This window comes from Streptomyces erythrochromogenes (assembly GCF_040684695.1).
GTDB lineage: Bacteria > Actinomycetota > Actinomycetes > Streptomycetales > Streptomycetaceae > Streptomyces > Streptomyces erythrochromogenes_C.
In genome coordinates this window covers 1-26,951 of the sequence record NZ_JBFBGM010000036.1, presented here as the reverse complement: position 1 = coordinate 26,951, position 26,951 = coordinate 1, and the positions used below count along the sequence as shown (strand labels likewise).

At 71.7% G+C, this 26,951-nt stretch carries 27 protein-coding genes; 16 read left to right on the top strand and 11 right to left on the bottom strand.

The features are described 5' to 3' along the window. Positions 1 to 37: 37 nt before the first annotated feature. The 5 genes from AB0O53_RS34940 to AB0O53_RS34920 form a co-directional block, all read right to left on the bottom strand. Positions 38 to 1,150, bottom strand: a complete 1,113-nt coding sequence (locus AB0O53_RS34940) for a DUF475 domain-containing protein (RefSeq protein WP_351000272.1) — start codon at positions 1,148 to 1,150, stop codon at positions 38 to 40. 33 nt (positions 1,151 to 1,183) lie between these two features. After that, entirely contained in the window at positions 1,184 to 1,759 is a 576-nt protein-coding gene (locus AB0O53_RS34935) for a TerD family protein (RefSeq protein WP_030957497.1), read from the bottom strand. Positions 1,760 to 1,877: 118 nt separating this feature from the next. After that, on the bottom strand, positions 1,878 to 2,453 hold the full coding sequence (locus tag AB0O53_RS34930; protein WP_030026013.1) for a TerD family protein: 576 nt from the start codon (positions 2,451 to 2,453) through the stop codon (positions 1,878 to 1,880). A gap of 139 nt (positions 2,454 to 2,592) precedes the next feature. Then, entirely contained in the window at positions 2,593 to 3,051 is a 459-nt protein-coding gene (locus AB0O53_RS34925; protein ID WP_030009301.1) for a peroxiredoxin, read from the bottom strand. A 175-nt stretch (positions 3,052 to 3,226) separates the two neighbouring features. After that, positions 3,227 to 3,655 carry a DUF3052 domain-containing protein gene (locus AB0O53_RS34920; RefSeq protein WP_030841248.1) on the bottom strand — a complete coding sequence of 143 codons (429 nt, stop codon included), beginning with the start codon at positions 3,653 to 3,655 and terminating at the stop codon, positions 3,227 to 3,229. 475 nt (positions 3,656 to 4,130) lie between these two features. Here AB0O53_RS34920 and aceE point away from each other — a divergent pair, with 475 nt between their 5' ends. Then, positions 4,131 to 6,863, top strand: a complete 2,733-nt coding sequence (gene aceE / locus AB0O53_RS34915) for a pyruvate dehydrogenase (acetyl-transferring), homodimeric type (protein WP_365201066.1) — start codon at positions 4,131 to 4,133, stop codon at positions 6,861 to 6,863. Positions 6,864 to 6,966: 103 nt separating this feature from the next. Further along, positions 6,967 to 7,773, top strand: coding sequence for a potassium channel family protein (locus tag AB0O53_RS34910; RefSeq protein ID WP_351000264.1), 807 nt, complete (start codon positions 6,967 to 6,969; stop codon positions 7,771 to 7,773). On the opposite strand, the gene AB0O53_RS34905 is transcribed toward AB0O53_RS34910, so the two are convergent. Further along, entirely contained in the window at positions 7,754 to 8,149 is a 396-nt protein-coding gene (locus AB0O53_RS34905; RefSeq protein ID WP_351000262.1) for a peptidase inhibitor family I36 protein, read from the bottom strand. The two genes, AB0O53_RS34910 and AB0O53_RS34905, sit on opposite strands and share 20 nt — an antisense overlap. Positions 8,150 to 8,542: 393 nt before the next feature. Between AB0O53_RS34905 and AB0O53_RS34900 the strand changes: the two genes are divergently transcribed. From AB0O53_RS34900 to AB0O53_RS34875, 6 genes are all read left to right on the top strand, one after another. Further along, positions 8,543 to 9,199, top strand: a complete 657-nt coding sequence (locus tag AB0O53_RS34900; RefSeq protein ID WP_351000259.1) for a TetR family transcriptional regulator — start codon at positions 8,543 to 8,545, stop codon at positions 9,197 to 9,199. A 238-nt stretch (positions 9,200 to 9,437) separates the two neighbouring features. After that, positions 9,438 to 10,577: an alpha/beta hydrolase gene (locus AB0O53_RS34895; RefSeq protein ID WP_351000470.1), complete on the top strand. Its 1,140-nt coding sequence runs from the start codon at positions 9,438 to 9,440 to the stop codon at positions 10,575 to 10,577. Positions 10,578 to 10,652: 75 nt separating this feature from the next. Beyond that, on the top strand, positions 10,653 to 11,495 hold the full coding sequence (locus tag AB0O53_RS34890) for a DUF4429 domain-containing protein (RefSeq protein ID WP_403142763.1): 843 nt from the start codon (positions 10,653 to 10,655) through the stop codon (positions 11,493 to 11,495). Positions 11,496 to 11,626: 131 nt separating this feature from the next. Then, complete coding sequence (locus AB0O53_RS34885) at positions 11,627 to 11,980, top strand: GntR family transcriptional regulator (protein ID WP_351000464.1); 354 nt, start codon at positions 11,627 to 11,629, stop codon at positions 11,978 to 11,980. Continuing rightward, positions 11,977 to 12,864: an ABC transporter ATP-binding protein gene (locus AB0O53_RS34880; RefSeq protein WP_351000256.1), complete on the top strand. Its 888-nt coding sequence runs from the start codon at positions 11,977 to 11,979 to the stop codon at positions 12,862 to 12,864. Before AB0O53_RS34885 ends, AB0O53_RS34880 begins: the two co-directional genes overlap by 4 nt. After that, positions 12,861 to 13,772 (top strand): ABC-2 membrane transporter-related protein, encoded by a 912-nt coding sequence (locus tag AB0O53_RS34875; protein WP_365201062.1) that lies wholly within the window; start codon positions 12,861 to 12,863, stop codon positions 13,770 to 13,772. Before AB0O53_RS34880 ends, AB0O53_RS34875 begins: the two co-directional genes overlap by 4 nt. A 13-nt stretch (positions 13,773 to 13,785) precedes the next feature. Here AB0O53_RS34875 and AB0O53_RS34870 read toward each other — a convergent pair whose 3' ends face one another. Together AB0O53_RS34870 and AB0O53_RS34865 are read right to left on the bottom strand one after the other, a co-directional pair. Continuing rightward, positions 13,786 to 14,808 (bottom strand): aldo/keto reductase, encoded by a 1,023-nt coding sequence (locus tag AB0O53_RS34870; protein ID WP_365201059.1) that lies wholly within the window; start codon positions 14,806 to 14,808, stop codon positions 13,786 to 13,788. Continuing rightward, positions 14,805 to 15,215 carry a MerR family transcriptional regulator gene (locus AB0O53_RS34865; protein WP_351000252.1) on the bottom strand — a complete coding sequence of 137 codons (411 nt, stop codon included), beginning with the start codon at positions 15,213 to 15,215 and terminating at the stop codon, positions 14,805 to 14,807. The genes AB0O53_RS34870 and AB0O53_RS34865 overlap by 4 nt, the downstream gene beginning before the upstream one ends. Before the next feature lie 78 nt (positions 15,216 to 15,293). Here AB0O53_RS34865 and AB0O53_RS34860 point away from each other — a divergent pair, with 78 nt between their 5' ends. After that, the gene (locus AB0O53_RS34860) at positions 15,294 to 16,112 is read left to right on the top strand and encodes a serine hydrolase domain-containing protein (protein ID WP_365201106.1); all 819 of its coding nucleotides are present in this window, start codon (positions 15,294 to 15,296) and stop codon (positions 16,110 to 16,112) included. A gap of 50 nt (positions 16,113 to 16,162) precedes the next feature. On the opposite strand, the gene AB0O53_RS34855 is transcribed toward AB0O53_RS34860, so the two are convergent. Then, entirely contained in the window at positions 16,163 to 16,819 is a 657-nt protein-coding gene (locus tag AB0O53_RS34855) for a pirin family protein (RefSeq protein ID WP_351000250.1), read from the bottom strand. A 92-nt stretch (positions 16,820 to 16,911) separates the two neighbouring features. Here AB0O53_RS34855 and AB0O53_RS34850 point away from each other — a divergent pair, with 92 nt between their 5' ends. The 5 genes from AB0O53_RS34850 to fabF all read left to right on the top strand — a co-directional run bounded on the left by AB0O53_RS34850 (position 16,912) and on the right by fabF (position 21,809). Continuing rightward, positions 16,912 to 18,129, top strand: a complete 1,218-nt coding sequence (locus AB0O53_RS34850; RefSeq protein WP_351000247.1) for a PucR family transcriptional regulator — start codon at positions 16,912 to 16,914, stop codon at positions 18,127 to 18,129. An 89-nt stretch (positions 18,130 to 18,218) separates the two neighbouring features. Beyond that, positions 18,219 to 19,136, top strand: a complete 918-nt coding sequence (locus AB0O53_RS34845; protein ID WP_359118845.1) for an ACP S-malonyltransferase — start codon at positions 18,219 to 18,221, stop codon at positions 19,134 to 19,136. Positions 19,137 to 19,155: 19 nt separating this feature from the next. Further along, entirely contained in the window at positions 19,156 to 20,160 is a 1,005-nt protein-coding gene (locus tag AB0O53_RS34840) for a ketoacyl-ACP synthase III (RefSeq protein ID WP_351000241.1), read from the top strand. Positions 20,161 to 20,215: 55 nt separating this feature from the next. Next, entirely contained in the window at positions 20,216 to 20,464 is a 249-nt protein-coding gene (locus tag AB0O53_RS34835) for an acyl carrier protein (protein WP_030657054.1), read from the top strand. A gap of 79 nt (positions 20,465 to 20,543) precedes the next feature. Then, complete coding sequence (fabF, locus tag AB0O53_RS34830; protein ID WP_076043578.1) at positions 20,544 to 21,809, top strand: beta-ketoacyl-ACP synthase II; 1,266 nt, start codon at positions 20,544 to 20,546, stop codon at positions 21,807 to 21,809. A 102-nt stretch (positions 21,810 to 21,911) separates the two neighbouring features. On the opposite strand, the gene AB0O53_RS34825 is transcribed toward fabF, so the two are convergent. Further along, entirely contained in the window at positions 21,912 to 22,406 is a 495-nt protein-coding gene (locus AB0O53_RS34825) for a DUF3145 domain-containing protein (protein ID WP_351000238.1), read from the bottom strand. A gap of 249 nt (positions 22,407 to 22,655) precedes the next feature. Between AB0O53_RS34825 and AB0O53_RS34820 the strand changes: the two genes are divergently transcribed. Further along, entirely contained in the window at positions 22,656 to 23,552 is an 897-nt protein-coding gene (locus tag AB0O53_RS34820; protein ID WP_351000236.1) for an SGNH/GDSL hydrolase family protein, read from the top strand. An 87-nt stretch (positions 23,553 to 23,639) separates the two neighbouring features. Here the strand turns inward: AB0O53_RS34820 and AB0O53_RS34815 are convergent, their stop codons facing one another. Then, positions 23,640 to 26,093 (bottom strand): beta-glucosidase family protein, encoded by a 2,454-nt coding sequence (locus AB0O53_RS34815; RefSeq protein ID WP_351000235.1) that lies wholly within the window; start codon positions 26,091 to 26,093, stop codon positions 23,640 to 23,642. 177 nt (positions 26,094 to 26,270) lie between these two features. Between AB0O53_RS34815 and AB0O53_RS34810 the strand changes: the two genes are divergently transcribed. Next, on the top strand, positions 26,271 to 26,846 hold the full coding sequence (locus AB0O53_RS34810) for a TetR/AcrR family transcriptional regulator (protein ID WP_351000232.1): 576 nt from the start codon (positions 26,271 to 26,273) through the stop codon (positions 26,844 to 26,846). Positions 26,847 to 26,951: the final 105 nt, after the last annotated feature.

The window sequence follows — 26,951 nt, the reverse complement described above, 5'->3', positions numbered from 1 at the left end:
CCGCCCCGCAATGGAGCGTTCCGCATTAACGCCGCGGTCATGCCTCGGCGGTGGAACCCTCCAGTTCCAGGCGCTTGTTGCGGCGCACCGAGGACCAGAAGGACAGGGCGATCAGCACCACGCCGATGCCGCCGGTGATGAGCTCGCTGATCTCGTACTGGATGGTGACCAGCAGGATGACGGCGAGGGCACCGATCGCGTAGTGCGCGCCGTGCTCCAGGTAGACGTAGTCGTCCAGGGTGCCCTGGCGGACCAGGTAGACCGTGAGCGAACGGACGTACATGGCGCCGATACCGAGGCCGAGCGCCATCCAGAAGATGTGGTTGGTGATGGCGAAGGCGCCGATGACCCCGTCGAAGGAGAAGGAGGCGTCGAGGACTTCGAGGTAGAGGAAGAGGAAGAACGCGGCCTTGCCGGCGAGGCCTACGGCGGAGACGGGCTTGCCCGCGGCCTTGGCCTTCTCCTCCTCCTCGTGCTCGCGCTCCTCTTCCTCCTCCAGCTTGTCCTCGAAGTACGAGGACAGACCGCCGACGATGAGGTAAGTGATCAGACCGGCGACGCCGGCGAGCAGCACGGTGGCGGACTTGTCCTGGTGGCCGGTGCTGGTGTGGGCGTGGACGGCGAAGGTCATCGCCGAGACCAGCAGCGCGATCAGGGCGACGCAGACCGACAGCATGTCGACCTTGCCGAGCTTGGCGAGCGGACGCTCCAGCCACGCGAGCCACTTGTGGTCGCGCTCCTCGAAGATGAAGTCGAGGAAGATCATCAGCAGGAACATTCCGCCGAACGCGGCGATGGCCGGGTGGGCGTCGGTGACCAGGGCTTCGTACTGCTCGGGCTGGTCCAGGGCCAGCTCGATCGCCTCGATGGGGCCGACCTTCGCACTGATGGCGACGATCGCCACCGGGAAGACCAGCCTCATGCCGAAGACGGCGATCAGGATGCCGATGGTGAGGAAGATCTTCTGCCAGAAGGCATTCATCTTCTTCAGGATTCCGGCATTGACGACCGCGTTGTCGAAGGACAGCGAGATTTCGAGGATCGACAGGATCAGTACGACCCCGAACGCCTCCCACCCCCACTGCCACGCGGCAAAGGCGAGGCCGAGCGCCGTGATGGCGAACGACCAGCCGAAGGTTTTCAGAACCACTGGCACCTGGCACCCCATGCGTCTTGTACGGCTTTACGAAACGTTGACCCCGAAGTCTAGAGCGATGCCCCGGAGGCCCGACGCGTACCCCTGCCCCACCGCTCGGAACTTCCATTCGCCGCCGTACCGGTAGACCTCGCCGAAGATCATCGCCGTCTCGCTGGAGGCGTCCTCGGAAAGGTCGTAGCGGGCCAGCTCCTGGCCGTCGGCCTGGTTGACGACGCGGATGAAGGCGTTGCTGACCTGGCCGAAGCTCTGCCGGCGGGTGTCCGCCTCGTGGATCGAGACCGGGAATACGATCTTGTCCACGTTCGCCGGGACCTTGGTGAGGTCGATGATGATCGACTCGTCGTCGCCGTCGCCCTCGCCCGTGAGGTTGTCCCCCGTGTGTTCGACGGAGCCGTCGGGGCTCTTCAGGTTGTTGTAGAAGACGAAGTACTCGTCCCCCAGCACCCGGCCGCCGTTGCAGAGCAGCGCGCTGGCATCGAGGTCGAAGTCGGCTCCCGTGGTCGAGCGCGCGTCCCATCCGAGACCGATCAGAACCCTGGTGAGGTTCGGTGCGGCCTTGGACAGGGAGACATTGCCCCCCTTGGCGAGTGTGACGCCCATGTTGTGGTCCTCCCCGGACGACGGTGTGGCGATGTGACGGTGGAGCACAGTGGTGCGGTGAAGCGCGTCCGGCGCCGTACACACAGTGCACGGCGCCGGACGGAGACTGCTCTCGGACTCAGACGTTGACGCCGAAGTCCTGCGCGATGCCGCGCAGGCCGGAGGCGTAGCCCTGGCCGATGGCACGGAACTTCCACTCCGCACCGTTGCGGTAGAGCTCGCCGAAGACCATGGCGGTCTCGGTCGAGGCGTCCTCGGAGAGGTCGTAGCGGGCGAGCTCGGTGTTGTCGGCCTGGTTCACGACGCGGATGTAGGCGTTGCGGACCTGGCCGAAGCTCTGCTGGCGGGTCTCGGCCTCGTAGATCGAGACCGGGAAGACGATCTTGGCAACGTCGGCCGGAACGCCGGCGAGGTTCACCTTGATCGCCTCGTCGTCGCCCTCGCCCTCACCGGTGGTGTTGTCACCGGTGTGCTCGACCGAGCCGTCGGGGCTCTTGAGGTTGTTGAAGAAGACGAAGTTCGCGTCGCTGGCGACCTTGCCCTGGTCGTTGGTCAGGATCGCGCTGGCGTCGAGGTCGAAGTCGACACCGGTGGTGGTGCGAGCGTCCCAGCCCAGACCGACGATGACCGCCGTCAGGTTAGGCGCGGCCTTGGTCAGCGAGACGTTGCCGCCCTTGCTGAGGCTGACTCCCACGGGTCCTCCATTGGGTTCTGTGTGGGGCGGTGCCCCGTCGTGCGGTTGCTACCGGATCAACGTTTCGATCCTAGTGACGGGTTCCCGCCCGTAAGCGGTTTTCGCAGGGAACTGCACGTATCGGACCGTGCAGACGCACTCAGAGGCTGTCGAGCGCCTTGATGTACTCGTTCAGGTCACGCGCGTCGGGCAGGCCGTTGACGACAGTCCAGCGCACCACGCCGTCCTTGTCGATGATGAAGGTGCCGCGGACCGCGCAGCCCTTGTCCTCGTCGAAGACGCCGTAGGCGCGCGAGGTCTCGCCGTGCGGCCAGAAGTCCGACAGCAGCGGGTACTCCAGGCCCTCCTGCTCGCCGAAGACCCGCAGGGTCGGCACGGAGTCGTTGGAGACGGCGAGGAGCTGGACGTCGTCGTTCTGGAAGCGCGGGAGCCGGTCGCGCAGCTCGCACAGCTCGCCGGTGCAGACACCGGTGAAGGCGAACGGGTAGAAGAGCAGCACCACGGCCTTCTCCCCCCGGAAGTCGGAGAGCCGCACGGTGGCGCCGTGGTTGTCCTTGAGCTCGAAGTCCGGGGCCTTGTCGCCGACCTCGATCGCCATCTCTCGCATCCCTTCGTTCCCGCATCCCCGCGTTGGGCTGTTCGGGTGAGTCACAGCCTAGATCCTGACCGGGCGTACCCGGACCCTCGAAACGCCCGGAACGCACACACCCCGCCGACCGGGATCACCTGGTCGGCGGGGTGTGGAAGCGTGTCCGCTCGGCAGCGGGCGCGGCTCAGCGCTTGGACTTGGCGGCGGTCTTGGGCGTCACCAGCTTGGTGGCGGCCCATTCCTTGCCGACGCTGACGCTCCTGGTCTGCGAGAGGCCGGCGGTCTCGGCGGCCTCGCTGATGTCGCTGGCCTCGACGTAGCCGTCACGGCCCGTCTTGGGGGTCAGCAGCAGGATCAGTGCGCCGTCCTCGACCAGCTCGGTGGCATCGACCAGCGCGTCCGTCAGATCGCCGTCGTCCTCGCGGAACCACAGCAGAACAGCGTCGGCGACGTCGTCGTACTCCTCGTCGACGAGTTCGCCGACGAGTTCCTCGACGAGGTCACGGAATTCCTGATCGACGTCGTCGTCGTAGCCGATCTCCTGGACCACCTGTTCGGACTGGAAACCCAGCCGGGCGGCCAGGCTCTCCGCGTGGTCCGCGGTCGCGCTCACGGGGTGCCTCCTGCTCATGTTCGGTGAATGTCTTCGGCGGCGCGCGTACGCGCAGCATTGGGCGTAGTCCACACGGGCGCGGCGGATCGCGCAAGTACCCGGCCGCCGAGACCGTCGAAACGGTGACGATTACGGCCGTCTCGCCGCAACTTTCAGCGTGCCCGTGTGCACCTCTGGTGATTCATCCCACACCATTCCAGCTCATTCGCATCGCATGAGGACTTTCCTACCTGTTTGAGGGACGAACGGCCTCCCGGGGGCGGTGACCGGCCTGGGCGTAAGGTTGCGATTTGGTCGCACCCGCCACCCCGCACCGCGGAACCGGACCCCCGCCCGCACCTTGCCGGGTCTTCCCCGCCGATCGCAGGGATTACCCAGTGGTACGGATGACGATTACGGCCGAGCGTAAGACCATGGGAGGCGGCGCCCCCCAGCTACAGCTCCAGCACGACTCCCCCGACAGTGAAGGAACAGCGTGGCTTCCGCATCCGATCGCAATCCGATCATCATTGGCGGCCTCCCGAGTCAGGTCCCGGACTTCGATCCGGAAGAGACGCAGGAGTGGCTCGACTCCCTGGACGCAGCGGTCGACGAGCGGGGCCGTGAACGCGCCCGCTACCTCATGCTGCGGCTGATCGAGCGGGCGCGCGAGAGGCGCGTCGCCGTGCCCGAGATGCGCAGCACGGACTACGTCAACACCATCGCCACCAAGGACGAGCCGTTCTTCCCCGGCAACGAGGAGATCGAGCGCAAGGTCCTGAACGCCACCCGGTGGAACGCGGCCGTCATGGTCTCGCGCGCCCAGCGTCCCGGGATCGGCGTCGGCGGCCACATCGCCACCTTCGCCTCCTCCGCCTCCCTCTACGACGTGGGCTTCAACCACTTCTTCCGGGGCAAGGACGAGGGCGACGGCGGCGACCAGATCTTCTTCCAGGGCCACGCCTCCCCCGGTATCTACGCCCGCGCCTACCTCCTGGACCGGCTCACCGAGCAGCAGCTCGACGCGTTCCGCCAGGAGAAGTCGAAGGCGCCGTACGGTCTCTCCAGCTACCCGCACCCGCGGCTGATGCCGGACTTCTGGGAGTTCCCGACCGTCTCGATGGGCCTCGGCCCGCTGGGGGCGATCTACCAGGCCCGGATGAACCGGTACATGGAGGCGCGCGGGATCGCGGACACCTCCAAGTCCCACGTTTGGGCGTATCTCGGCGACGGCGAGATGGACGAGCCGGAGTCGCTCGGCCAGCTGTCGATCGCCGCCCGCGAGGGCCTGGACAACCTGACCTTCGTCGTGAACTGCAACCTGCAGCGCCTCGACGGCCCGGTCCGCGGCAACGGCAAGATCATCCAGGAGCTGGAGTCGCAGTTCCGGGGTGCCGGCTGGAACGTCATCAAGCTGATCTGGGACCGCTCCTGGGACCCGCTGCTGGCCCAGGACCGCGACGGCATCCTGGTCAACAAGATGAACTCCACGCCCGACGGGCAGTTCCAGACGTACGCCACCGAGTCGGGCGCGTACATCCGCGAGCACTTCTTCGGCGGCGACCAGCGGCTGCGCGCGATGGTCGAGAACATGACCGACTACCAGATCCAGCACCTGGGCCGCGGCGGTCACGACCACAAGAAGGTCTACGCGGCGTACGCGGCGGCCAAGGCGCACAAGGGCCAGCCGACGGTGATCCTGGCCCAGACGGTGAAGGGCTGGACGCTCGGCCCGAACTTCGAGGGCCGCAACGCCACGCACCAGATGAAGAAGCTGACGGTCGACGACCTCAAGCGCTTCCGCGACCGTCTGCACATCCCGATCACGGACGCGCAGCTGGAGAGCGGCGCCCCGCCGTACTACCACCCGGGCCGCAATTCCCCCGAGATCCAGTACATGCACGACCAGCGCAGTGCGCACGGCGGCTACGTGCCGACCCGTGTGGTGCGCGCCAAGCCGCTGCAGCTGCCGGACGAGAAGACCTACGCGGCCGCCAAGAAGGGCTCGGGCCAGCAGTCGATCGCCACCACGATGGCCTTCGTCCGCATCCTGAAGGACCTGATGCGGGACAAGGAGATCGGCAAGCGCTTCGTGCTGATCGCGCCGGACGAGTACCGCACCTTCGGCATGGACGCCTTCTTCCCGAGCGCCAAGATCTACAACCCGCTGGGGCAGCAGTACGAGGCGGTCGACCGCGACCTGCTGCTCGCGTACAAGGAGTCCCCGACCGGCCAGATGCTGCACGACGGCATCTCGGAGGCGGGCTGCACGGCCTCCCTGATCGCCGCGGGTTCGGCGTACGCGACGCACGGCGAGCCGCTGATCCCGGTCTACGTCTTCTACTCGATGTTCGGTTTCCAGCGCACGGGTGACCAGTTCTGGCAGATGGCCGACCAGCTGGCGCGCGGTTTCGTGCTGGGTGCGACCGCCGGGCGGACCACCCTCACGGGTGAGGGCCTGCAGCACGCGGACGGTCACTCCCAGCTGCTGGCCTCGACGAACCCGGGCTGCGTCGCGTACGACCCGGCCTACGGGTACGAGATCGCGCACATCGTCCAGGACGGCCTGCGCCGGATGTACGGCCCCGAGGCTGAGGACGTCTTCTACTACCTGACCGTCTACAACGAGCCGATCCAGCACCCGGCGGAGCCGGAGGGCGTCGACGTGGAGGGCATCCTCAAGGGCATCCACCGGGTCTCGCAGGGCACGGCGGGCTCCGTCCCGGCCCAGCTGATGGCGTCCGGCGTGGCCGTGCCGTGGGCGCTGGAGGCCCAGCGGATCCTCGCCGAGGAGTGGAACGTGCGGGCGGACGTCTGGTCGGCGACCTCCTGGAACGAGCTGCGGCGCGAGGCCGTCGAGGTGGAGGAGCACAACCTGCTCCACCCGGAGGAGGAGCAGCGCGTCCCGTACGTGACGCGGAAGCTGTCGGGTGCGGAGGGGCCGTTCGTGGCGGTCTCGGACTGGATGCGGTCCGTTCCGGACCAGATCTCGCGGTGGGTGCCCGGCGCGTACACCTCGCTGGGCGCGGACGGCTTCGGCTTCGCGGACACCCGCGGTGCGGCCCGGCGCTTCTTCCACATCGACGCCCAGTCGGTGGTGCTGGCGACCCTGACCGAGCTGGCCAAGGCGGGGAAGGTGGACCGCTCGGTGCTCAAGCAGGCCGTCGACAAGTACCAGCTGCTCGACGTGGCGGCGGCGGACCCGGGTGCGGCCGGCGGCGACGCCTGACCCCTGCCGCGGGCAGGGCGGACGCCGCGTACGCGGTCCTGGGCGCGGGTCCCGGCTTCGGCCGGGGCCCGCGCCTCTTTATGCGTTGCCTACGATGCTCGGCATGAAGGAACCATCCCGCCAGCTGCTGTGGGAGCGGCGGAGCCAGACCCCGCTGCTCGTCCTCGCCGTGGCCTTCGCCGTGGCGTACGCCGTGCCCATCGTCGCTCCGGACGCGAGCGCGCGGGTGCACGGCGCCTGCACCTACGTGGAGTGGACGGTGTGGGGGGCCTTCGCCGCCGACTACCTGGTGCGCCTGGTCCTCTCGGCGGACCGCGTGCGGTTCGTGCGGACCCACTGGCTGGACCTGGCGGCGGTGGTGCTGCCGCTCGTGCAGCCGCTGCGGCTGCTGCGGCTCGTGGCCACCTTGATGCTGGTGGGCCGGCGGGCCCGGATGGCCCCGCAGATCCAGCTGACGACGTACGTGGCCGGGTCGGTCGTCGGGCTGCTGATGTTCGGCTCGCTGGCCGTGCTGAGCGTGGAGCGGGACGCGCCCGACGGCAACATCAAGAACCTCGGCGACGCCGTGTGGTGGTCCTTCACCACGATGACGACGGTCGGGTACGGCGACCACTCCCCCACCACCGGCCTCGGCCGGGTCCTGGCGGTCGGGCTGATGCTGTCGGGAATCGCGCTGCTCGGTGTGGTGACCGCCAACATCGCCGCGTGGTTCATCTCCCGCTTCGAGCGCGACGACCAGGCGGAGCGGCTCCAGCTGGCGGCCATCCGCGAGCTCCAGGCGGAGGTGCGGGCGCTGCGCGGCGAGGTCGCCCGGCTCGGCGGGGCGGCGGACACGGCTGCCGCCGCCCCGCCGGCCGCCGCCGGGCCGGGTGCCCCGGCGCAGCGGGAAGCTACCGCTCCCACACCTTGAAGGCCCTTACCTGGTAGGGGGACTGGGGCAGCCAGACCCCGTCGCCCGGGTAGGTCTGGAACTCGCCGGTCTCCGCGCACTCCGCCGACTGGTACGTGGTGACCGGGCGCCCGGTGCGGTTGACCAGCGACTGGGCGGTGGTGCCGGCGGGCAGGGCGGTGCAGCTGTTGATGTCCAGGGTGCTGAGCTCGTGAGTCTGCCGGGCGCCCTTGAAGTCCGGTTTCGCCCACAGGCACAACTGTCCGCTCGCGCAGGCCCCGAGGCCCGGCGGGCCCGCGGCGTGCGCCGCGCCGGCGGTGGTCGGGATGAGGGCGGTGAGGGCCAGGGCGGTCGCGGCGAGGACGGTGGTGAGGCGAGTGGTTCCACACGTACGCATGACGGGTCAACTCCTTGTGGACGGCGGGCGCCCGGACCGCTTCCGGTGCTCCGCCGACACCACGCTGACCTGCGGTGACGCTCGGGCGGAAGAGGTGGCGGGCCGGTCCACCCTGATAGGCGACAGCCCCGGCGGAACCGGCCGGCGGGCCGTCCGCCCGTACGGAGTTGACCCGTCCGGGAGCCGTCGCGGCAGGCTGGCGGCGGCTTCGCGGCGCGCTCGTGCCCGCCCCGGTACGGCTGCGGCCGCCCCGCGCGGCCGACCCGAACGTGTGCTCCCGGACCGGTCGTACGGCCCTGCGCGAGCGGCTCGGCGCGGCTCGGCCAATCGGCCGCCGGGCCCCCGGGCACGGGTAATCTGACCGCCCACCCGGCGTCAGGAAGGAGCCCGGCGGTGGCGATCGACGAGCGGACGGCGCCGGCCGCGCCGGCGGCCGGACTGCGCGAACGCAGGAAGCGGCGCACCCGCGCCGCGCTGCTGCGCGCCGCGCTCGTGCTGTTCGTGTCCCGGGGGTACGAGCGCACCACCGTCGACGAGATCACCGCCGCGGTGGGGGTCTCCCAGCGCACCTTCTTCCGCTACTTCGCCAACAAGGAGGAGGTCGTCTTCGCCGTCCAGGACCTGGTGGAGTCGCACTTCGTCGCCGAGCTGCACGCCCGGCCGCCGGCCGAGGGGCCCCTCGACGCGCTGCGGGGCGCCGTGCTCGCCGCCTGGGACACGGTCGACGACGCCCTCACCGAGGTGGTCCCGGTCGACCTCTACATGCGCGGCTACCGGCTGATCGAGTCCACCCCGGCCCTGCTGGCGGTGCACCTGCGCCGCTCCGCGGAACTGGAGGAGCAGATCTCCCGGCTGATCGCCGCCCGCGAGGGCCTGGACGTGGACGTCGACCCGCGGCCCCGGGTGGCCGCCGCCGCGTTCTTCGGAGTGATGAGGGTCACGGGGCGGCTGTGGGGGCGGGGCGACGACACGAGCGTGGAGGCGATCCGCCGACTGACGGACACTTACCTCGACGGCATCGGCCCAGCTCTGGCGGGGTGCTGGCGCTGACCCACCCCCGAAAGACGGCATTTCGGATCTTTCGCCCGGGACTCGGCTGCCGCCGGCCGGGCGCTCACCGTGTCCCACGGTCGGGCGTGAACCCCGTCACCCGGCGCGCCACGCCCGGAATCGGTCTCCTACGCTGGTCCCAGTGAATCTGCCCGGCCTCGCCCACACCACCGTTCCAGGCGCCGACCCGCGCCCGGCCGCCCTGCGCGCCCTGCTCGCGCTGGCGGTCGTCTTCATCATGCTGGCGACCACCGGCTGGACGGCCGTGCACCGCCCCGAGGCCGGTACGCCGCTGCGCGCGGCCGCCCTCGACGCCTGGTCCAGGGCCCGGCTGGACGGCCACCCGGTTCCGCCGGCGGACGCCCCCGTACGGACGGTGGCCCGCTTCTTCGCCGGCCTCGACGGAGCGCAGCGGGCCCGTCTCGCCGACGGCTACCCGCTCGTCGTCGGCAACCTCGACGGAACGCCGGTCGCCACCCGCTACCGGGCCAACCAACAGGGCCTGGAACAGGCCCGCCTGGTCGAGGAGGCCCGCAGCCGCGACGTCGCACTGACCCCGGCCGACCGGGCCGAGGCCACCCGGCGCTCCCACCGCTTCGCCTCCCTCGCCGGACCCGGCCGGCAGATCCTCGCGTTCGACCCCACCGGCGGCGGCCGGGTCGCCGAGGTCTTCGGCGACCTCGACGGCGCCGACAGGGTCTCGGTGATCGTTCCCGGTGTGGACACCGACCTCCTCACCTTCGAACGCACCCAGCGGCGGCTGACCTCCCCGGTCGGCATGGCCGAGGCCCTGTACGAGGCCGAGCGGACGGCCTCGCCCAAGAGCCGGACCGCGGTGATCGCCTGGGCCGGATACACCGCCCCGACCGGGGTCGGCGTGGACGCCGCCACGGGCCGGATGGCCTTCGACGGCGCCGTCCGGCTGAAGGCCCTGGCGGTGTCCCTGCCCGGGAACTCCAGCGTGGCGCTGTTCTGCCACAGCTACGGGTCGGTGGTGTGCGGGGTCGCCGCGCACGAGCTGCCCCGGCGGGTGACCGACGTGGTGGTGGCGGGCAGCCCCGGCATGCGGGCGGAGAACGTCGCGGGCCTGCACACCACGGCGCGGGTCTGGGCGACGCGCGACGAGGGCGACTGGATCGCCGACGTGCCGCACCTGGAGGTCGGCGGCGTGGGCCACGGCGCCGACCCGGTGTCCCCGGAGTTCGGCGCGCGGCTGCTGTCCGCGGCCAGGGCCAGGAGCCACACCGGCTACTTCGCGCCAGGTACGGACTCGATGGCCAACTTCGCCAAGATCGGAACCGGCACGTTCGGTTCCGTTGTGTGCGCGACCGGCGACGACGCGTGCCGACGGGGAATTTCCGGGACAGAGCAGGACTGACGCGCGTAGAGGAGCGGAAATCGGCCACCGCTTCGAGGGGGACGCACGGGGGTGGCTCCCTTTACCATGTGGCGCATGGGTGACGTACTGGCCGGAAACCATGCCGTCTGGGAGTTCGACTCGGACTCGGTGCTCATCCGCTTCGCACGGGGGATGCGAACGCCGAGACTGTGGCAAGCGCTGGGTTCGCGCCGGATTCCCCTGGAAGCGGTGTCCGCTGTGACCGTGACCGCCGGAAGGCGGGACACGGTGGTTCTGCGTGCCGTCCCGCGCCCGGGCGCGGATCCGCTGATGGAGGCCGCCGCCGGGCAGCTGAAGGACGCCTGCGATCCGTACCGGATGGTGCTGCCGGGCGACCGGGCGACCTCGGCCGCCGCGTTCGCGGCCGCCCTGCGCGCACGGCTCGGACCCGACGCCGCCGAGCCGGCCCCGCGCTTCCTGGTCGACGTGCCGCAGCCGCCGCTCCAGCTGAAGGCGTACGACGCGCGCGTGGGCTTCGACGGCTCCTCGGTCGCCTTCCACTGGTCGCGCACCGGCGCCACCGGCACGAAATGGAAGGCGGGCGACCAGCAGTACCCGCTGGCCGAGCTCACCGGCGTCGAGTGGCGCTCCCCGGGCGGCACCGGAGGCCATCTGCGGCTGCTGCTGCGGGAGCCCCGGCAGACCCCGGCGGACCCCCGCCCGGACCATGACCTCGCGACGGCCGTCTTCGGCGTGGGCTACGGCGCGGTGCACGAGTCGCTGCCGTTCGCGGCGGCCGTCCTCGCCGCCACGCGCAGCCGCACCCCGGTCGCCGCCGCCCGCGGCCGCTCCGGCGACGAGAGGCTGCGGCACCTGAGCGAGCTCTACTCGGCCGGCCTGCTGACCGACGGCGAGTACGCCACGCTGAGGGACCGTTTCACCACCGAGCCCCGCTGACCGGCCGGGTCCCCAACACGCCCGAACGAGGCGCCCGTTGACATGTGGCGTCACGTGCAGCACCCTTTCACTACTTAACTAGTGAAAGGGTGCTGCACGTGCTGGAGTACCGCATCGACCGGCGCAGCGGCATGGCCACCTACCTGCAGATCGTCCACCAGACGAAACAGGCCCTCCGCCTGGGACTGCTGGAACCGGGCGACAAGCTGCCCACCGCGCGCGAGGTCGTCGAGGCGACGGCCATCAACCCGAACACGGTCCTGAAGGCCTACCGGGAGCTGGAACGCGAGGGCCTCGTCGAGGGACGGCGGGGCATGGGCACCTTCGTACGCAGGTCCCTCGGCGGCTCACCGGCCGACTCGCCCCTGCGCGAGGAACTGGCCGACTGGGCACGGCGCGCGAGCGCCGCGGGGATGGAACGCGAGGACGTGGCCGCCCTCTTCACCTCCGTACTCGACCAACACTTCAAGGGGGACGACACGTGACGGACGATCCGGTGATCGAAGCGTCGGGGCTGGGCGTGCGCTACGCACGGCGCGGCGGCTGGGCCCTGCGCGACTGCTCCTTCCGACTGCCCGCCCACCGGGTCTGCGCGCTCGTCGGCCCCAACGGCGCGGGCAAGTCGACCCTGCTGGCCCTCGCGGCGGGACTGCTCCGGCCCACCGAGGGCACCATCAGCGCGCCGCCGCGCGAGGAGACGGCGTACGTGGGCCAGGACAAGCCCCTCTACCCGCAGCTGACCGTGGAGGAGACCCTGCGCATGGGGCGCGAGCTCAACCCCGGCCGCTGGGACGCCGAGGCCGCGGCGCGCGTCGTCGAGGAGGGCGGACTCGACGGCCGCGCCCGGATCCGGTCCCTCTCGGGCGGCCAGCGCACCCGGGTCGCCCTGGGCCTCGCCCTCGGCAAGCGCCCCCGCCTGCTCCTGCTGGACGAGCCGATGGCGGACCTCGACCCGCTGGCCCGGCACCGGCTGATGGGCATCCTGATGGCCGACGCCGCCGAGCACGGCACGTCCCTGGTGATGTCCTCGCACATCCTCAGCGAGCTGGAGGGCGCCTGCGACCACCTGCTGCTCGTCGACGGCGGCCGCGTGCGCCTCTCCGGCGCCGTCGACGACCTCGTCGCGGCCCACCGCCTGCTCACCGGCCCCGCCACGGCAGCCGCCGGCCTCGCGGCCCACACCGTCGTCGAGTCGCGGACGACCGGCCGCCTGCTCACCGCGCTCACCCGGCCGCACGGGCCCGTGGACGCGGACACCTGGCAGACCGACGAACCGTCTCTGGAGGAACTCCTGCTCGCCCATCTGCGCTCCCCCGGGGCCCCGGCCCTCACCCTCGCTCCGGCCGGCGCCGAGGCGGTGCGGGCATGAACGCGCCGACCCTGACCGGCCCGCGCTGGGTCACCGTCCGCCAGCACCGGCGCGTCCTGTGGGCGCTGCCCGCCGCCGTCGCGGTGAGCCTGGCCGTCTTCGCCGCGGCACGTTGGCAGGCCACCGGGGCGACCACCCCGTACGGATCCGATCCGTACGGACCCCTGCGGGATGCGCTGGGGTACGGCGGGCTCGCCGCCCTGCTCCTGCCGCTGCTGGTGGGGGCGTTCGTCGCCGGCCCGATGGTCGCCCGCGAGCTGGAGAGCGGTACCTACCGCCTCGCCCTGACCCAGTCGTCGACGCCCCGGGCCTGGCTCGCCGCGAAGATCACGGTGGCCTCGGTGGCCGTCACGGCCTGTGCGGTCGCCTTCGGACTGGTCCACCGGTTCGCCCGGACCCCCCTCACCACCACGTACCACTACTCGTGGGCGGAGCCGGGGCCCTACGCGACGCTCGGCACGGTGCTCCCCGCGTACTGCCTGCTGGGCGTGGCCGTCGGAGCCGTCGTCGGTCAGCTCGTGCGGCGCACGATCGCCGCGATGGCGGTCACCGGGCTCGTCACCGGCCTGGTGATGGCGGCGCTCGGCGCGGTGCGCTGGTCCTTCGTGCCCGCCCGGACCGTCACCGGCCCGCTGGGGAACCCGTACCCGTATCCGCCGCGCGACGCCTTCACGACGGACTTCGGCCTCATCACGTCCTCCGGCGGGCGCCTGCCCGAATGGGCCTGCACGCGCTCCGGCAGCCTGGAGGGGTGCCCCGCCGGACTGAACGTGACCGGGCAGTACGTCGACTACCACTCGTACGCGGACTACTGGCCGACCCAGTCCATCGAGACGGCCGTCGTCCTGGTCCTGGCCGCGCTCGCCCTCTGGGGTGCCTTCGCAGTACTGCGGACCCGGCACCCCTGAGGGCGGGCGGCGGCTACGCCTCCCGGGCCGCCGACGTGAAGGTCATGTCCGGGTAGCGGTCCCCGGCGACCTGCGCGGCGATCGGCTCCAGCAGGGCGAGCTCCGCCGGCGTGAGCGTGATCCGGGTCGCCGCGAGGTTCTCGCGCAGCCGCTCCGCCCGGCGGGTGCCCGGGATCGGGACCACGGTCAGCCCGTGCACGGCCGCACGCTGCTGCACCCAGGCGAGGGCGATCTGCGCGGGGCTCGCGCCCCGCTCCCGCGCGATCTCCCGGACCGGTGCCAGCAGCGCCGCGTTGGCCTTCGCGTTGTCGCCGGTGAAGCGCGGCTGGTGGCGCCGGAAGTCGTCCTGCGACAGCTCCGCGGACGCGTCCGCGAAGGCCCCGGTCAGGAAGCCCCGGCCGAGCGGGGAGTACGGCACGAAGGCCACGCCCAGCTCCGCCGCCGCGGCCACCGCGCTGCGCTCCACGTCCCGGCTGAACAGCGACCACTCCGACTGGAGCGCCGCGATCGGGTGCACCGCGTGCGCCTCGCGCAGCTCCGCGCCGGTGACCTCGCTCAGCCCGAGGTGGCGCACCTTGCCCTCCCGCACCAGCTCCGCCATGGCGCCCACCGACTCGGCGAACGGCACGGCCGGGTCGCGCCGGTGCATGTAGTAGAGGTCGATGACCTCCACGCCGAGCCGGCGCAGGCTGCCCTCGACGGCTGCGCGGACGTACGCGCGGTCGTTGCGGACGCCCCGGAAGGAGGGGTCGTCGGTGCGCTCTATGGCGAACTTCGTCGCCAGGGTGATCTCGTCGCGGTGCGCGGCCACGAACGGGGCCAGGAACTCCTCGTTGCGGCCGCGGCCGTAGACGTCCGCCGTGTCGAAGAGGGTGACCCCGGCGGCCAGCGCCGTCTCCAGGGTCTCCCGGGCGGCCGCCTCGTCGGTGTCCCCGTAGAACTCGCTGATGCCCATGCAGCCCAGGCCCTGGACGCCGACCACCGGGCCGCCCTTGCCGAGCTCGGCCCGCTCCAGGGTGTCGCGGTACTCCGTCATTGCTGTCCCTTCCCCGAGACCGTCTTCATCGCGTACATGTCGATCTTGTAGTCCAGTACGGCCAGTGCGTCCGTCAGCTCCCCGATCCGCGCCCGCACCTCGCGCCGTGTCCGTTCCAGCAGCTCACGGCGTTCCGCGACGGTGTGCTCGCCCTCGCGGACCAGCTCGGCGTAGCGGACCATGTCGGCCACCGACATCCCCGTGGCGCGCAGCTTGCCCACGAAGCCCAGCCAGTCGAGGTCCTTGTCGGTGAAGCGGCGCTGGCCCGAGTGGGACCGGTCCACGTGCGGCATCAGGCCGATCCGCTCGTACCAGCGCAGGGTGTGCTGGCTCAGACCGGTCCGGGCCTCCACCTCGCTGATCGTGTACCGCGTCTGCGTCAGGCTCAGGCTGTGGCTCTGGCTCATGGCCCCACGCTAAAACCCTTGAGTGCACTCCAAGCAAGTAGGCTCGGCCGCATGGACAGCAAGGAGGCCCTGAGCGGTATGGAAAGCCTGCGGATCATCGAGACCTGGCCCGTGGACACCGCCGCGGCGGCCGTCGTGCGCGCCGACGGGAGCCTCGCCGGCTCGCACGGGCCCGTCGACCACCGGTTCGCCCTGGCGTCGGTGACCAAGCCGCTCGCCGCGTACGCCGCCCTCGTCGCGTACGAGGAAGGCGCGATCGAGCTGGACGAGCCGGCCGGTCCCGATGGGTCGACGGTCCGTCACCTGCTCGCGCACACCAGCGGCCTGGCCTTCGACGAGCACCGCGCGATGGCCGCTCCCGGTACGCGCCGGCTGTACTCGAACGCCGGTTTCGAGGTGCTCGGCGACCACATCGCCAAGGCCACCGGCATCCCCTTCGCGGAGTACGTGCACCAGGCCGTCTTCGAGCCCCTGGGCATGGCGTCGACCACCCTGGACGGGTCGCCCGCCAAGGACGGCGTCTCCACCGTCTCCGACCTGCTGCGCTTCGCCGCCGAACTGCAGGCGCCCCGGCTGCTCGACGTCCGCACGGTCGCCGAGGCCACCTCGGTGGTCCACCCCGGGCTCAAGGGCGTCCTGCCGGGGTACGGCAGCCAGTCCCCCAACGACTGGGGCCTCGGCATGGAGATCCGCGACGGCAAGTCCCCGCACTGGACGGGCCTGACCTCCTCCCCGCGCACCTTCGGCCACTTCGGCCAAGCCGGCACCTTCCTGTGGGTGGACCCGGACGCGCGCGCCGCGTGCGTGGCGCTGACCGACCGGCCCTTCGGCCCGTGGGCGGTCGAGGCCTGGACCCCGTTCACCGACGCGGTCCTGGCCGAACTGCGTTCCGCCTGAGCGGGAGGTTCCGCCTGAGCGGGAGGTTCCGCCTGAGCGGGGAGTTCCTCCTAAGCGGGAAGTTCCCAGATCAGCAGCTCCCCCGGGGATCCGGCGACGATCTCCAGACCCTTCTCGGCGGTGATCCGCGCCGAGTCCCCGGGGCCCAGCTCCGCCCCGTCCAGGCGCAGGTCCCCGCGCACCACGTGCAGGTACACCCGCTCGGCGGCCGGTACGGAGACCCGCTCTCCCGCGCCGGGACGCCGCACGTGCAGGGTGGCGCCGGCCGCGGGGACCTCGTAGGACGCGGCGTCGGAAACACCCCGCACCACCTCGTACGAGGGGTCGCCGCCCGCGGCGAGCGGCGAGAGCCACATCTGGACGAAGCGCAGCGGCCGGTCGCCGTCGTTGCGCTCCACGTGGCGCGCCCCGGATCCGGCGCTGAGCCGCTGCACGTCCCCGGGCCGGACGACGCTCTTCTCTCCGGTGCTGTCCTGGTGGGTGAGCTCGCCGTCGATCACCCAGGTCACGATCTCGGTGTGGCTGTGCGGGTGCTCGTCGAAGCCCGCGCCGGCCGCGAGGGTCTCCTCGTTGCAGGCCAGGACGGGGCCGAAGCGCAGGTTGTCCGGGTCGTAGAAGGACCCGAAGGAGAAGGCGTGCCGGGTGGTGATCCCGGCCGCCGGGTCCCCTCCCTCGTACCGGTCGGCGCCGCGGCGTACATCAATCATGAGGGCCACGGTAGTCCCCGGCGCGGGGCGGAGCCGGGCCCGGACACGGGACCGGACTCGGCGCAGCCCTCCCGATAAGGCAGTCTTGTCCCGTGCCCCAACCCGAACGTGAGCATTCGCCCGCCACACACGCCGCGCATCCCGCTCCGGCCCATCCGCACGCCGCGACGCTGCGCCGCCTGGAGAAGTCCTCCGGCCGGCTCGCCGCCAACGCGATCGCGCGCATGGACGAGACCCTGCCGTGGTACCGGGCGATGCCCCCCGAGAACCGCTCGTGGATCGGTCTGGTCGCGCAGGCCGGTATCGCCGCGTTCACCGAGTGGTTCCGGCATCCGGAGACCCCGCAGGCGATCTCCACCGACGTCTTCGGCACGGCTCCGCGCGAGCTGACCCGGGCGATCACCCTGCGGCAGACCGTCGAGATGGTCCGCACCACGATCGAGGTCATGGAGACCGCGATCGAGGAGGTGGCGGCTCCCGGCGACGAGTCGATCCTGCGCGAGGCGCTGCTGGTGTACGCGCGGGAGATCGCCTTCGCGACCGCCCAGGTGTACGCGCAGGCCGCCGAGGCGCGCGGGGCGTGGGACGCCCGGCTGGAGTCCCTGGTCGTCAACGCGGTGCTGTCCGGCGAGGCCGACGAGGGCGCGCTGTCGCGGGCGGCGGCGCTGGGCTGGAACTCCCCGGAGCACGTGTGCGTGGTGCTCGGCACCGCGCCGGAGGGCGACAGCGAGCTCACGGTCGAGGCCATCCGGCGGGCGGCCCGCCACCACAAGCTGCAGGTCCTCACCGGGGTGCTCGGGGACCGTCTGGTCGTCATCGCGGGCGGCAGCGACAACCCGATGCAGGTGGCGAAGTCCCTGATCGGGCCGTTCGCGGCGGGGCCCGTGGTGGCCGGCCCGGTGGTGCCCGATCTGCTGAACGCGACGAAGTCGGCGCAGGCCGCCGCGGCCGGACTGAAGGCCTGTACGGCGTGGCAGGACGCGCCGCGGCCGGTCCTGGCGGATGATCTCCTGCCGGAACGCGCGATCGCCTCCGATCCGGCTGCGAGGGAACAGCTGGTGGAGGAGATCTACAGACCGCTTGAGGAGGCGGGGTCGGCACTGCTGGAGACGTTGAGCGTCTATCTGGAGCAGGCGAGCAGCCTCGAAGGGGCGGCTCGGATGCTGTTCGTGCACCCCAATACGGTGCGCTACCGGCTACGACGTGTGACCGACGTCACCGGATGGTCGCCGTCGGATGTCCGATCGGCGTTCACGCTGCGGATCGCCCTGATTCTGGGGCGTCTGGCCGACGGCGACACCCAGTCCTAGCCATTTGTGGGACATCAACAATTACCCCGACGGTTCTTGGTCCCTGTCCCCACGGGCGGCAGGGACCATCCACAAGAGAGAGTGTGAGGGTGCTCGTACTCGTCGCTCCCGGCCAAGGCGCTCAGACGCCCGGCTTCCTGACTCCCTGGCTCGAACTCCCCGGCGCCGCCGACCGCGTCGCCGAGTGGTCCGACGCCATCAAGCTGGACCTTGCCCGCTACGGCACGACGGCCGACGCCGAGGAGATCCGCGACACCGCGGTCGCCCAGCCCCTGCTGGTCGCCGCCGGTCTGCTGTCGGCCTCCGCGCTGGGTTCCACCTCCGTCTTCGGCGCCGTCGCCGGCCACAGCGTCGGTGAGATCACCGCCGCCGCCATCGCGGGCGTGCTGCCCGAGAAGGACGCGCTGTCGTTCGTCCGGACCCGCGGGCTGGGCATGGCGGAGGCCGCCGCCGTCACCGAGACGGGCATGGCCGCGATCCTCGGCGGGGAACCCGCCGTCGTCGTCGCGCACCTGGAGAAGCTCGGCCTGACCCCGGCCAACATCAACGGCGCGGGCCAGATCGTGGCCGCCGGCACGATGGAGCAGATCGAAGCCCTGCAGGCCGACAAGCCCGAGGGTTCCATGAAGGTCGTTCCCCTCAAGGTCGCGGGCGCCTTCCACACGCACCACATGGCCCCCGCGGTCGCCGAGCTGGCGAAGGCCGCCGAGGCCCTCGCCCCGGCGGACCCGGCCCTGAAGTACGTCTCGAACAAGGACGGCCTCGTCGTCACCACGGGCGCCGACGTCGTCGCCCGCCTGGTCGGCCAGGTCGCGAACCCGGTCCGCTGGGACCTGTGCATGGAGACGTTCGCCGAGCTGGGCGTCACGGGGATCATCGAGCTGTCCCCCGGCGGCACCCTGACGGGTCTGGCCAAGCGCGCGCTGAAGGGCGTACCGAGCGTGGCGCTGAAGACCCCGGACGATCTCGAGAAGGCCGCGGCGCTGGTCGCCGAACTGACGGCCTGAGAGAAGGAGCCCACACAGCATGTCCAAGATCAAGCCGGCCAAGGGCTCCCCCTACGCCCGCATCCTCGGCGTCGGCGGCTACCGCCCGACCCGTGTGGTGCCCAACGAGGTCATCCTCGAGACCATCGACTCCTCCGACGAGTGGATCCGCTCCCGCTCCGGCATCGCGACCCGGCACTGGGCCTCGCCCCAGGAGACCGTCGCCGCGATGTCGGTGGAGGCCTCGGGCAAGGCGCTGGCCGACGCCGGTGTCGCCCCCGAGCAGATCGGTGCGGTGATCGTCTCCACGGTCTCGCACTTCAAGCAGACCCCGGCCGTCGCGACGGAGATCGCGCACCGGATCGGCGCGGTCAAGCCCGCCGCCTTCGACATCTCCGCGGGCTGTGCCGGTTTCGGCTACGGCCTGACCCTGGCCAAGGGCATGGTGGTGGAGGGTTCCGCGGAGTACGTCCTCGTCATCGGCGTGGAGCGGCTCTCGGACCTCACGGACCTGGAGGACCGCGCGACGGCCTTCTTGTTCGGCGACGGTGCCGGCGCCGTGGTCGTCGGTCCCTCGGACGAGCCGGCCATCGGCCCCACCGTGTGGGGTTCGGAGGGCGACAAGTCCGAGACGATCAAGCAGACCGTGCCGTGGGACGAGTACCTCGGCAAGGACGCCGGAGAGAAGTTTCCGGCCATCACGCAGGAGGGTCAGGCGGTCTTCCGCTGGGCCGTCTTCGAGATGGCCAAGGTGGCCCAGCAGGCGCTCGACGCCGCCGGTATCACCGCGGAAGACCTGGACGTCTTCATCCCGCACCAGGCGAACATGCGGATCATCGACTCGATGGTGAAGACTCTGAAGCTGCCGGACCACGTCACGGTCGCCCGTGACGTGGAGACCACCGGCAACACCTCGGCCGCCTCGATCCCGCTCGCCATGGAGCGGCTCCTGGCGACCGGAGCGGCGAAGAGCGGCGACACCGCGCTCGTCATCGGCTTCGGGGCGGGGCTCGTCTACGCCGCGACGGTCGTTACCCTCCCCTAGGGCCGGGATCCACATCCCGGTCTTTCTACCCAGTTACCCAGAGAAGGAGCGCCACATGGCCGCCACGCAGCAGGAGATCGTCGAGGGCCTCGCCGAGATCGTCAACGAGATCGCGGGCATCCCGGTCGAGGACGTCGAGATCGACAAGTCCTTCACCGACGACCTGGACGTCGACTCCCTGTCCATGGTCGAGGTCGTCGTCGCCGCCGAAGAGCGCTTCGACGTCAAGATCCCGGACGAGGACGTCAAGAACCTCAAGACGGTCGGCGACGCCGCGGACTACATCCTGAAGCACCAGGCCTGAGCCTGACGAGCGTTTGTCGCCACCCGGCGGTGGCGCCGTGACAATTCAGCACCCTCTGAGACGTGGAGAAAGAATTCCTGTGAGCCCGACCAATCGCACCGTGGTCGTCACCGGTATCGGCGCAACCACTCCGCTGGGTGGCGACAGCGCTTCGACCTGGGAAGGTCTGCTCGCCGGCCGTTCCGGCGTCAAGCCCCTGGAGGGCGAGCGCTTCGCCGAACTCCCGGTACGCATCGCCGCCCCGGTCGCCGTGGACCCGAGTGAGGTCCTGCCCCGGCCGCTGGCCCGCAAGCTGGACCGCTCGGCGCAGTTCGCCGTCATCGCGGCCCGCGAGGCGTGGGCCGACGCCGGCTACACCGCCCCGGCGGGCGAGGACGAGTCCGTCGCGCCCGACCGTCTGGGCACCGTGATCGCCTCCGGCATCGGTGGCGTCACCACCCTGCTCGACCAGTACGACGTACTGAAGGAGAAGGGTGTGCGCCGGGTCTCCCCGCACACCGTCCCCATGCTCATGCCGAACGGCCCGTCGGCCAACGTCGGTCTTGAGGTCAACGCCCAGGCGGGCGTGCACACTCCGGTCAGCGCCTGCGCGTCCGGCGCCGAGGCCATCGGCTACGCCGTCGAGATGATCCGCACCGGCCGCGCCGACGTGGTCGTCGCGGGCGGCACCGAGGCCGCGATCCACCCGCTGCCGATCGCCGCCTTCGCCAACATGATGGCGATGTCGAAGAACAACGAGAGCCCCGAGACGGCCTCCCGCCCGTACGACAAGGCCCGTGACGGCTTCGTCCTGGGCGAGGGCGCGGGCGTCGTCATCCTGGAGTCGGCCGAGCACGCCGCCAAGCGCGGTGCCCGGGTCTACTGCGAGGTGCTGGGCCAGGGCCTGTCCGCGGACAGCCACCACATCGCGCAGCCCGAGCCGACCGGCCGCGGTGTCGCCGCCGCGGTGCAGAACCTGCTCGACAACACGGGTCTCGACCCGGCCGAGCTGGTCCACGTCAACGCGCACGCCACGTCCACCCCGCAGGGTGACACGGCCGAGATCAAGGCCCTGCGCAAGGTCCTGGGCGACGACCTCGACCACATCGCGATCTCCGCGACCAAGTCGATGACCGGTCACCTGCTGGGCGGCGCGGGCGGTATCGAGACCGTCGCGACCGTGCTGGCGCTGTACCACCGCCTGGCCCCGCCGACGATCAACGTCGACGCGCTCGACGACGACATCGACGCGGACATCGTCCGGGACGAGCCGCGCAAGCTGCCGGCCGACGGTCCGATCTCCGCGATCAACAACTCCTTCGGCTTCGGCGGCCACAACGTGACGCTCGCCTTCCGCAGCGTCTGATCCGACGGATCCGTCGGATCCAACGGATCCGTTCCACGTGAAGGGCCCCGCACGGCAGTCGCCGTGCGGGGCCCTTCACGTTCCGTCCGGGCGTGGCGCCGGTCAGACCACCTGGTGGAGCCAGCGGACCGGCGCGCCCTCGCCCGCGTGGCGGAAGGGCTCCAGTTCGTCGTCCCAGGGCTTGCCGAGCAGCTCGGCGATCTCCGCCTCCAGGTCGGTCTCGCCGCGCGAGGACCGGGCCAGCGCGGCGCGCAGCCGGTCCTCCGGGATCATGATGTCGCCGTGCAGGCCGGTGACGGCGTGGAAGATGCCGAGCTCCGGCGTGGAGCTGTAGCGCTCGCCCTCGGCGGTCGGACAGGGCTCCGCGGTCACCTCGAAGCGCAGCAGGTGCCAGCCGCGCAGCGCGGAGGCGAGTTTCGAGGCGGTGCCCGCCTCGGCCCGCCAGGAGAACTCGGCTCTCCAGGTGCCCGGGGAGGCGGGCTGCCGGATCCAGTCGAGGTTCACCCGCACCCCGAGCACGCCCGCTACGGCCCATTCCACGTGCGGGCAGAGCGCGCGCGGTGCGGAATGCACGTACAGAACTCCACGTGTCGTCACCGGGACCTCCAGTGGTGGACGAGGTCGGGAATAAACTCCAGAAAACGGACAGTATGTGACGTGATGTAATGTAACGGAAATTATTTGACATTGCGCAACGGGACCTGCGGCCGAAACGCCACGGGAAAAAGCTACCGTGCGCCAGGGGTCCTGGTGTGACGTACGGTCGCTCCGAGGCCGGCAAACACCGAGCTTTCACTCAGCAGGACCCCCCGTACGGCGTGGGGGCCACAAGGAGGGGTCCTTCCCATGCGCACCACCGCTCCCCGCCGCCGCGCGCGCCGTGCTCTCGCGGGTGCGGGCGCGTCGGTCGCGCTGCTGGCAGGGGCCCTGACCGGGTGCCAGTCGGGCGGGTCGGCCGACCCGGGCGAGCGCGGGGCGCAGTCGGCCCCCCGGTGGAACACCGCGCCCACCTCCATCGCCGCCGCGGGCGACTCCATCACACGCGGTTTCGACGCCTGTTCGGTCCTCGCCGACTGCCCCGAGGTCTCCTGGGCCACCGGCAGCGACCCGGCCGTCCGCTCCCTCGCCGCCCGGCTGCTCGGGGACGCCGCCGTGCCCGGGCGCAGCTGGAACTACGCGGTCACCGGCTCGCGGATGGCGGACCTGCCGGGACAGCTGACGGCGGCCGCCGCGCACAAGCCCGACCTGGTCACGGTGATGGTGGGGTCGAACGACGCCTGCCGGCCCACGGCTTCGTCGATGACCCCGGTAGCGGAGTTCCGGTCCGGTTTCGAGCAGGCCCTCGCGCAGCTGCGGGCCGCGTCCCCGGCCTCCCAGGTGTACGTCTCCAGCGTGCCCGACCTGCAACGGCTGTGGGAGCAGGGCAAGGACCTCCCGATGGTGCGCCAGGTCTGGAAGCTGGGCATCTGCCAGTCGATGCTCGCCGATCCGCTGTCGCTGGCCACGGGGGCCACGGCGCGGCGCGAGCAGGTGCGGGCGCGGGTGGTCGAGTACAACGAGGTGCTGCGCGAGGTCTGCGGGAAGGACGCGCTGTGCCGCTACGACGGCGGCGCGGTGTTCCGGTACCCCTTCGCGGCGGAGCAGTTGAGCCGCTGGGACTGGTTCCACCCGGGCAAGGACGGCCAGGCGCGGCTCGCGGAACTGGCGCACCGCCAGGTGACGTCGGCCGAACCGCCGCGTTGACGTCCTCGCGCGCGCAGGGTCCGGGGGCGGGTGTCAGGGCCCGCCCCCGGACCGGCTTTCAGGGGTGATTTCCGGCCATACGGCGTGTCACTCGATGTCGAGCGTCGCGGTCAGCCGGGTGTCGCCGTGCGCACGGCTCGCGCGGACCTCGTAGGTGCCGCCGATCCGCCGCCAGCCGCGGGCCTCCTCGTCCCAGATCTCGAAGGCCCGCGCGGGCAGCGGGATCTCGGTCTCGACGCTCTCGCCGGGGCCGGCGGCGACGCTCGCGAAGCCGGCCAGCCAGCTCGCCGGGCGCTCGACCGCGTCGTCGACGGGTGCCAGGTAGACCTGGACGACCTCGCGGCCGGGCCGGCTGCCGGTGTTGGTGACGCGGACCCGTACGGCTTCGGCGGTGACCTCCAGGGACTCGTACGCCCAGTCGGTGTAGCCGAGGCCGTGCCCGAAGGGGTAGGCGGGGACCACGCCGTGCTTCTCGTAGGCCCGGTAGCCGATGAAGAGCCCCTCGCCGTACTCCAGGCGCCCGTCGGTGGGGACGACCTCGGTGACGGGCGCGTCCTCGAACCGGGCGGGCCAGGTGGTGGGCAGCCGCCCGCCCGGCTCCGCCTCGCCGAGGAGTACGTCGGCCAGCGCGGCCCCGCCCTCCTGCCCGGGGAACCAGGTCAGCAGGACGGCGGCGACGTCCTCGCGCCACGGGAGCTCCACAGGTGAGCCGGCGTTGACGACGACCACGGTGTTCGGGTTGACGGCGGCGACGGCCCGCACGAGGTCGTCCTGGCGGCCCGGGAGGGCGAGGTCGGCGCGGTCGAAGCCCTCGGACTCGACGCGTTCGGTGGTGGCGACGACCACGACGGCGGTGTCGGCGCCGCGGGCGGCCTCCACCGCCTCGGCGATCAGCTCGTCGGGGTCGCGCCGCGGGCCGAGGTGGAGCAGGGAGAACATGACCGCCTTGAGCGGCAGCGCGGTCATGTCGGGGACCTGGTAGGTCAGCGACACCTCGACGGGCTCGCCCTCGGCGAGGGTGACGCGGGCGCGCTCGCTGGGCGCCCCGAAGAAGGCCTCGAAGGGGTCGGCCTCGTCGCCCATCTCCTGGACGCCGCTCCACAGGTGCCGGCCGTCGACCGCGAGGGAGAAGGCGCCGAGTCCGCGGGTGCCGAAGACGTGCTCACCGCTCTCGCGCGGCACGAACCTGCCGCGGACCTCGATGCTCGCCATCGTCTCGTACGTGGCGCCCGCGGGCAGGTCGTCGCCGATCCACTGGACCTGGCCGGTGGGCAGGCCGCCCTCGCCGAGGACGGCCCCGGAGGCGTCGCGGCACACGGCGACGAGCTCGAACCCCTTGTCGGCGGGGGTGGGTTCCTCGGAGGGGTCGGCCCCGACCGCGTAGGTCAGGGCCCCGTCCGGGAGGGCCGCGGCGAGCCCGTCGAGCGGGGAGACGATCCGCTCGGGGAAGACGGTGGCGCTGCCGCCGCCGAGCACCCGGGCGTCGCGCGCGGCGGCCCCGAGGAGGGCGACGGTGCGCCCGGCGGAGGCGTCCAGCGGCAGGGCGCCGCCCTCGTTGCGCACGAGGACGAACCCGCGGGCGGCGAGCTCACGGGCCAGGGCCTGCCCGTCGACCGGGGCCGGGGCGGTCTCGACGACGGCGGGGGCACCCTCGAGGGCCCCGACGCGGGCGGCGAGGCGCAGGACGTTGCGCACGGCGTCGTCGACGGCGGACTCGGGGACCTCACCGGCGCGGACGGCCTCGGCGAGGGCGGGTCCGTAGACGGTGGTCGGGCCGGGCATGGCGACGTCCATGCCGCCCAGGATGTCGCCGGCGGTGGAGCGGGCGGCCATCCAGTCGGAGACGTTGCAGCCGTCGAAGCCCCACTCCCCGCGCAGGACCTCGTTGACCAGGTACCGGTGCTCGGTCATCGTCGTGCCGTTGACCTGGTTGTAGGCGGTCATGATGCCCCAGGGGTGGGCATTGGCGACGATGGCCTCGAAGGGCGCGAGGTAGAGCTCGCGCAGCGGGCGGGGGGCGATGGCGCTGTCGACGGTGAAGCGGTCGGTCTCGGCGTCGTTGCCGACGAAGTGCTTGACGGTGGTCCCGACCCCGCCGTCCTGCACGCCGCTCACGTAGCCGCTGCCGATGGCGCCGGTGAGGTGCGGGTCCTCGGAGTAGCACTCGAAGTGCCGGCCGCCGAGCGGGGAGCGGTGCAGGTTGACGGTGGGCGCCAGCAGGACGTGGACGCCCTTGCGGCGGGCTTCCTGGGCGAGGAGGCGGCCGGCGCGGCGGGCGAGCTGCGGGTCCCAGGCGGCGGCGAGCGACGTCGGGGAGGGCAGGGCTACGGAGGGGTCGTCGGCGGTCCAGCGCACGCCGCGCACCCCGATGGGGCCGTCGGACATGACCAGGGACTTCAGCCCGATGGCGGGGATCGCGGGCAGGGACCACATGTCCTGGCCCGCCAGCAGAAGGGTCTTGGTGTCGAGGTCGAGCTTGCCGAGCGCCGCCTCCACGGCGTCGTCCCGTATCTGATCGCGGACCTGATCGGCATCGGTCACGGCCGTGCCTCCTCGTCGAGAGCGGTGCGGTTGCGCGGTGCGGCGCTGTGCGGTGCCCCCATCGTGGACCCGTTGCCTGGTGAGCGGTAGGGTTTGTTATCTCTTCGTGATATGCGAATGTCGTACCGTCCTCCTACGGTCCTGCCGACCGGATCGCACGGAAGGGGTGCCATGGCGATGGCCAGGGCGAGGAGCGAGGAGCGCCGCGGGGAGATCCTCCGCGCGGCCGTCGAGGTGATCGCGGAGCGCGGCTACCGGGGAGCCTCCCTGGGTACGGTCGCGGAGCGCGTGGGCCTGACCCAGCAGGGGCTGCTGCACTACTTCCCGACCAAGGAGGCGCTGCTCGTCGCGGTGCTGGAGGAACGCGACCGGTGGGACACGGGCGGCGGCTCGCGCGCCGCGGCGGACACCTGGCGCCTGGACCTGCTGGCCTCGCTGGTGGACTACAACGCGATGCGCCCGGGCATCGTGCAGACCTTCTCGGCGCTGCTGGGCGAGAGCGTCACGGACGGACACCCGGCCCGGGAGTTCTTCACCGAGCGCTACGCCCAGGTCCGTTCGGAGATGGCGGCGGTACTACGCGCCGAGTTCGGCGACCGCCTGCCCTCGGGTCTCACTCCGGAGCAGGCGGCCCCGCTCCTGACGGCGGTCATGGACGGACTCCAGTACCAGTGGCTGCTGGCCCCGGAGTCCGTGGACATGCCCGCCGCCTTCCGCGCCTTCCTGACCCTGCTGCGGGGCCCGGAAGCCTGACGGGATGTCCAGGCCGTCTCTTTCGGATCTTGCCGGGCCCGCGCTGCCCGGCACCGCACCTCGCTGCGTTGTCGGGGCTCCCGAGTACGGCCAGTACACGAGGAG

Coding starts and splice junctions, on each gene's coding strand:
- AB0O53_RS34935 (WP_030957497.1), bottom strand. CDS start 1,759: ATGGGCGTCACACTCGCCAAGGGGGGCAATGTCTCCCTGTCCAAGGCC.
- AB0O53_RS34925 (WP_030009301.1), bottom strand. CDS start 3,051: ATGGCGATCGAGGTCGGCGACAAGGCCCCGGACTTCGAGCTCAAGGAC.
- AB0O53_RS34910 (WP_351000264.1), top strand. CDS start 6,967: ATGAAGGAACCATCCCGCCAGCTGCTGTGGGAGCGGCGGAGCCAGACC.
- AB0O53_RS34905 (WP_351000262.1), bottom strand. CDS start 8,149: ATGCGTACGTGTGGAACCACTCGCCTCACCACCGTCCTCGCCGCGACC.
- AB0O53_RS34895 (WP_351000470.1), top strand. CDS start 9,438: ATGCTGGCGACCACCGGCTGGACGGCCGTGCACCGCCCCGAGGCCGGT.
- AB0O53_RS34890 (WP_403142763.1), top strand. CDS start 10,653: ATGGGTGACGTACTGGCCGGAAACCATGCCGTCTGGGAGTTCGACTCG.
- AB0O53_RS34885 (WP_351000464.1), top strand. CDS start 11,627: ATGGCCACCTACCTGCAGATCGTCCACCAGACGAAACAGGCCCTCCGC.
- AB0O53_RS34875 (WP_365201062.1), top strand. CDS start 12,861: ATGAACGCGCCGACCCTGACCGGCCCGCGCTGGGTCACCGTCCGCCAG.
- AB0O53_RS34870 (WP_365201059.1), bottom strand. CDS start 14,808: ATGACGGAGTACCGCGACACCCTGGAGCGGGCCGAGCTCGGCAAGGGC.
- AB0O53_RS34865 (WP_351000252.1), bottom strand. CDS start 15,215: ATGAGCCAGAGCCACAGCCTGAGCCTGACGCAGACGCGGTACACGATC.
- AB0O53_RS34860 (WP_365201106.1), top strand. CDS start 15,294: ATGGAAAGCCTGCGGATCATCGAGACCTGGCCCGTGGACACCGCCGCG.
- AB0O53_RS34855 (WP_351000250.1), bottom strand. CDS start 16,819: ATGATTGATGTACGCCGCGGCGCCGACCGGTACGAGGGAGGGGACCCG.
- AB0O53_RS34840 (WP_351000241.1), top strand. CDS start 19,156: ATGTCCAAGATCAAGCCGGCCAAGGGCTCCCCCTACGCCCGCATCCTC.
- AB0O53_RS34835 (WP_030657054.1), top strand. CDS start 20,216: ATGGCCGCCACGCAGCAGGAGATCGTCGAGGGCCTCGCCGAGATCGTC.
- AB0O53_RS34820 (WP_351000236.1), top strand. CDS start 22,656: ATGCGCACCACCGCTCCCCGCCGCCGCGCGCGCCGTGCTCTCGCGGGT.
- AB0O53_RS34810 (WP_351000232.1), top strand. CDS start 26,271: ATGGCCAGGGCGAGGAGCGAGGAGCGCCGCGGGGAGATCCTCCGCGCG.